4 protein-coding genes are annotated in these 3,964 nt (G+C 74.9%); 1 reads left to right on the forward strand and 3 read right to left on the reverse strand.

The window, feature by feature from the left end; all coding sequences use genetic code 11:
- Positions 1-2,060, reverse strand: a 2,060-nt coding sequence (locus ACFU7Y_RS41255) for a heavy metal translocating P-type ATPase (RefSeq protein ID WP_380771542.1), incomplete at its 3' end; no start/stop codon positions are given.
- A gap of 68 nt (positions 2,061-2,128) precedes the next feature.
- Positions 2,129-2,347: a heavy-metal-associated domain-containing protein gene (locus tag ACFU7Y_RS41260; protein WP_224282242.1), complete on the reverse strand. Its 219-nt coding sequence runs from the start codon at positions 2,345-2,347 to the stop codon at positions 2,129-2,131.
- Positions 2,348-2,525: 178 nt separating this feature from the next.
- Here ACFU7Y_RS41260 and ACFU7Y_RS41265 point away from each other — a divergent pair, with 178 nt between their 5' ends.
- Positions 2,526-3,710, forward strand: a complete 1,185-nt coding sequence (locus tag ACFU7Y_RS41265) for a PP2C family protein-serine/threonine phosphatase (RefSeq protein ID WP_224282243.1) — start codon at positions 2,526-2,528, stop codon at positions 3,708-3,710.
- 62 nt (positions 3,711-3,772) lie between these two features.
- Here the strand turns inward: ACFU7Y_RS41265 and ACFU7Y_RS41270 are convergent.
- Positions 3,773-3,964, reverse strand: a 192-nt coding sequence (locus tag ACFU7Y_RS41270) for a DAK2 domain-containing protein (RefSeq protein ID WP_380771544.1), incomplete at its 5' end; no start/stop codon positions are given.

Here is a 3,964-nt window from a genome sequence, read left to right on the forward strand (position 1 = left end):
CCGGTGCCCATCGCCAGGCCCAGGTCGGCCTGGGCGAGCGCGGCCGCGTCGTTGACGCCGTCGCCGACCATCGCCACGACCCTGCCCTCGGCCTGAAGTCGCTTGACGGTGGCGACCTTGTCCTCGGGGAGCACCTCGGAGATCACGTGTTCCGGCGCGATGCCGACCTCGGCCGCCACGGCCTCGGCCACCGCCCGGTTGTCACCGGTCAGCAGGACCGGGGTCAGGCCCAGTGCGCGCAGCCTGTCGACGGCCTGGGCGCTGGTCGGCTTGACCGCGTCGGCGACCTCCAGCAGGGCCCGGGTCTCGCCGTCCCAGCCGACCGCGATCGCGGTGCGGCCGGCCGCCTCGGCGGCGGCCTTGGCGCGGGCCAGGGAGGGCGGCAGGTGCTGCGTGCGGTCGGCCAGCAGGGCCTCGCTCCCGGCGACCACCGTGCGGCCCGCCACGACCCCCTGCACGCCCCGTCCGGGCACGCTGTGGAAGTCCGCGACGGCGGGCAGTTCGCCGGCCTTGGCGGCGGCCTCGGCGATCGCCCGGGCGATCGGGTGCTCGGAGGCGTGCTCGACGGCGCCGGCCAGGCGCAGCGCCTCGGCCCCGTCCACGCCCTCCCGGGTGTGCACGGCGACCAGGGTCATCCGGCCGGTGGTGACGGTGCCGGTCTTGTCGAGGACGACGGTGTCCACCGTGCGGGTGGTCTCCAGGACCTCGGGACCCTTGATCAGGATGCCGAGCTGGGCGCCCCGGCCGGTGCCGACCATGAGCGCGGTCGGGGTGGCCAGGCCCAGGGCGCACGGGCAGGCGATGATCAGCACGGCGACGGCGGCGGTGAACGCCTCGGTGGGGCTGTCGGTGACCAGCAGCCAGACCACCAGGGTGGCCAGGGCGATCAGGATGACGGCCGGGACGAATACCGCGGAGATCCGGTCGGCCAGCCGCTGGGCCGCGGCCTTGCCGTTCTGGGCCTCCTCGACCAGCTTGGCCATCCGGGAGAGCCGGGTGTCGGCGCCGACCCGGGTGGCCTCGACCACCAGGCGTCCGCCCGCGTTGACGGTGGCGCCGGTGACGGCGTCGCCGACGGTGACCTCGACCGGGACGGACTCGCCGGTGAGCATCGAGGCGTCCACCGCCGAGGCGCCCTCCACCACCACGCCGTCGGTGGCGATCTTCTCGCCCGGCCGGACCACGAAGTGGGTGCCGACGGTCAGCCGGTCCACCGGCAGCCGTACTTCGCGCCCCACCCGTCGCCCACCGTCGCCCTTGTCCGAGGACGCTTCGCGCCCGCCCCCCTCGTACTGGAGGACGGCGACGTCCTTGGCGCCGAGATCGAGCAAGGTGTGCAGCGCGGCGCCGGCCCGGCGCTTGGAACGGGCCTCCAGGTAGCGGCCGAGCAGGATCAACACGGTGACGGCGGCGGCGGTCTCCAGGTAGAGCGTGGCGGAGGCGTCGGTGTCGCCGATGGACAGCGAGAAGTCGTGGTGCATCCCGGGCATGCCGGCGTGGCCCCAGAAGAGCGCCCAGCAGGACCAGCCGAAGGCGGCCAGGGTGCCGAGCGAGACCAGGGTGTCCATGGTGGCGGCGCCGTGCCGCAGATTGGTCCAGGCGGCGCGGTGGAAGGGCAGGCCGCCGTAGACCACGACCGGGCCGGTGAGCGCGAAGGCCAGCCACTGCCAGTCGGTGAACTGGAGGGCCGGGACCATCGACAGCAGGACCACCGGGACGCTGAGGACGGTGCTGATCAGCAGCCGGTCCCGTTGGGGGTCGGCGGCCGGCCGCTCGGGGGCCGGGGCGCCGGCGGCCGGTTCGGGAGCGGCGGGCGCCGGGGGCGGGGGGAGCTCGGCGGTGTAGCCGGTGCGCTCGACGGTGGCGATCAGGTCCTCCACCGTGGTGCCGGGGCCGAAGCCGACCCGGGCCTTCTCGGTGGCGAAGTTGACGGTGGCCTCGACGCCGTCCATCCGGTTGAGCTTCTTCTCGATCCGGGCCGCGCAGGAGGCGCAGGTCATCCCGCCGATCGACAGCTCGACCCGGTCCCGGGCCCCGAGGTCCGGGGCGGACGTGCTCATGCGGATCAGCTCCTTGGTGCAGGCGGAGGGCGGGGGATGCTGCGCAGGCCCCCGCCGCCCCGGGTGGTTCAGGCGCTGCGGCCGACCAGCTCGTAGCCGGCCTCGTCGACCGCGGCGCGCACCTGCTCCTCGTCCAAGGGGGAGGCGGAGGAGATCGTCACGGTACCGGCCTGGGCGTCGGCGGTGACCTCGGTGACCCCGGCCAGGGCGGAGACCTCCTCGTTGATGGCCTTCTCGCAGTGGCCGCAGCTCATGCCGGACACGGTGTAGGTGATGGTGCTGGACATCGGAGGCCTCCGGGAGGTCTGGCGGCCCGGGCGTTCGCCCGGGTGCGGCGCTGTCAACGACTCTTCTGACACCATACCCCTCTAGGGTATTCACAGGGGCGGTGGGGTGGGCCGTCTCGCGCCGCACGGGCTCAGGGCCGGCCGGGCCTTTGTCGTGATCGTCCCTTATGTTCGATATGTGTTTCCGCACCGCCGCGCCCAGTCTCCCTCGACTCCCACCGCAGCCGGACTGCCGCCTGACCGGCAGCGCGGCGCCCTGCTCGCCGCCGACCTCCAGGACGTGCCGTTCTGGCGGCGCGCCGCCCCGGCGCTGAGCGCCGTCCTGCTGGTCGCGCTCGCGGACTTCCTCTCCGGCAAGGACCGCTACCTGGCCCCGCTGATGACCGTGGTGCCCACCATCGCGGCGCTGACCCTGAAACCCGGCGAGCTGCTCCTGGTCTGCTCGCTCGGGTTGCTCGCGGTGTTCGGGCTCAGCCACTACGACCGGGCCGCCACCATCAACGACGTCCGCTTCCTGTACGGGGCGATGATCAGCTACGTCGTCCTGACGCTGTTCTCGGCCTGGGTCGCCAAGATCCGGATGCGGCGCGCGGCGGCCTTCGCGGCCGTCAGCTCCGTCGCCGAGGCCGCCCAGCGGGCGCTGCTGCAGCTGCCGGGGCCGACCGTCGGGCCGCTGCGGCTCGCCGTGCGGTACGTGTCGGCGGCGGACGCCTCACGGATCGGCGGGGACCTGTACTCGGTGCTGCAGACGCCGCACGGCACCAGGGTCGCGGTCGGGGACGTCCGGGGCAAGGGACTGGCGGCGGTGCAGACCGCGGCGGTGGTGCTGGGCGCGTTCCGCGAGGCGGCGTACGACGAGGCCGGGCTGCGGGGCGTCGCGGCGCGGATCGAGGCCAGTGTCGAACGGCACGTGCCGGACGGGGAGTTCACCACGGCGCTGTTCGCGGAGTTCCGTACGCCGGGGACGATGGAGCTGCTGCAGTACGGGCACGTGCCGCCGATCCGGGTGGACGGCGAGGGGCGGGCGCACGTGCTGCACGCGCCGGACCCGTGGGTGCCGCTGGGGCTCGGCCGGCTGGCGGCGGGGGAGCCGACCACCTGGGGGCAGCCGTTCGGGGCGCAGGACGTGCTGGTGCTCTGCACGGACGGGGTGATCGAGGCGCGGCACCGGACGAGCGGGGAGTTCTACCCGCTGGTGGAGCGGGTCGGGCCGCTGGTGCGGGGAGCCGCGCGCTCGGAGGGGGAGCTGGAGGCGGCGGTGGGGCGGGTGTACGCGGACCTGCTGGCGCACACGGGTGGGGAGCTGCGGGACGACGCGCTGTTGCTGCTGATCGCGCGGACGGACGCCCCCTCGCGCCCCTGACGGGGCCCGGGGGGGACTGCGCGGGCAGGAGGGCCCGGGGAACTGCGCGGGGGAAGGGAGGCTCAGGCGGCGGTGACGTCCGCGAGGGTGCGGAAGACGAGGGCAGTGGAGGTGGCGCCCGGATCCTGGTGGCCGATGCTGCGTTCGCCGAGGTAGGAGGCGCGGCCCTTGCGGGCCTGGAGCGGGACGGTGTCGCGGGCGCCCTGTTCGGCGGCGTGGGGGGGGGCGGCCCCCCCCCCCGGGGGGGGCCCCCC

Origin of the sequence: Kitasatospora sp. NPDC057542, assembly GCF_042801945.1 — a bacterium.
Taxonomy (GTDB): Bacteria; Actinomycetota; Actinomycetes; order Streptomycetales; family Streptomycetaceae; genus Kitasatospora.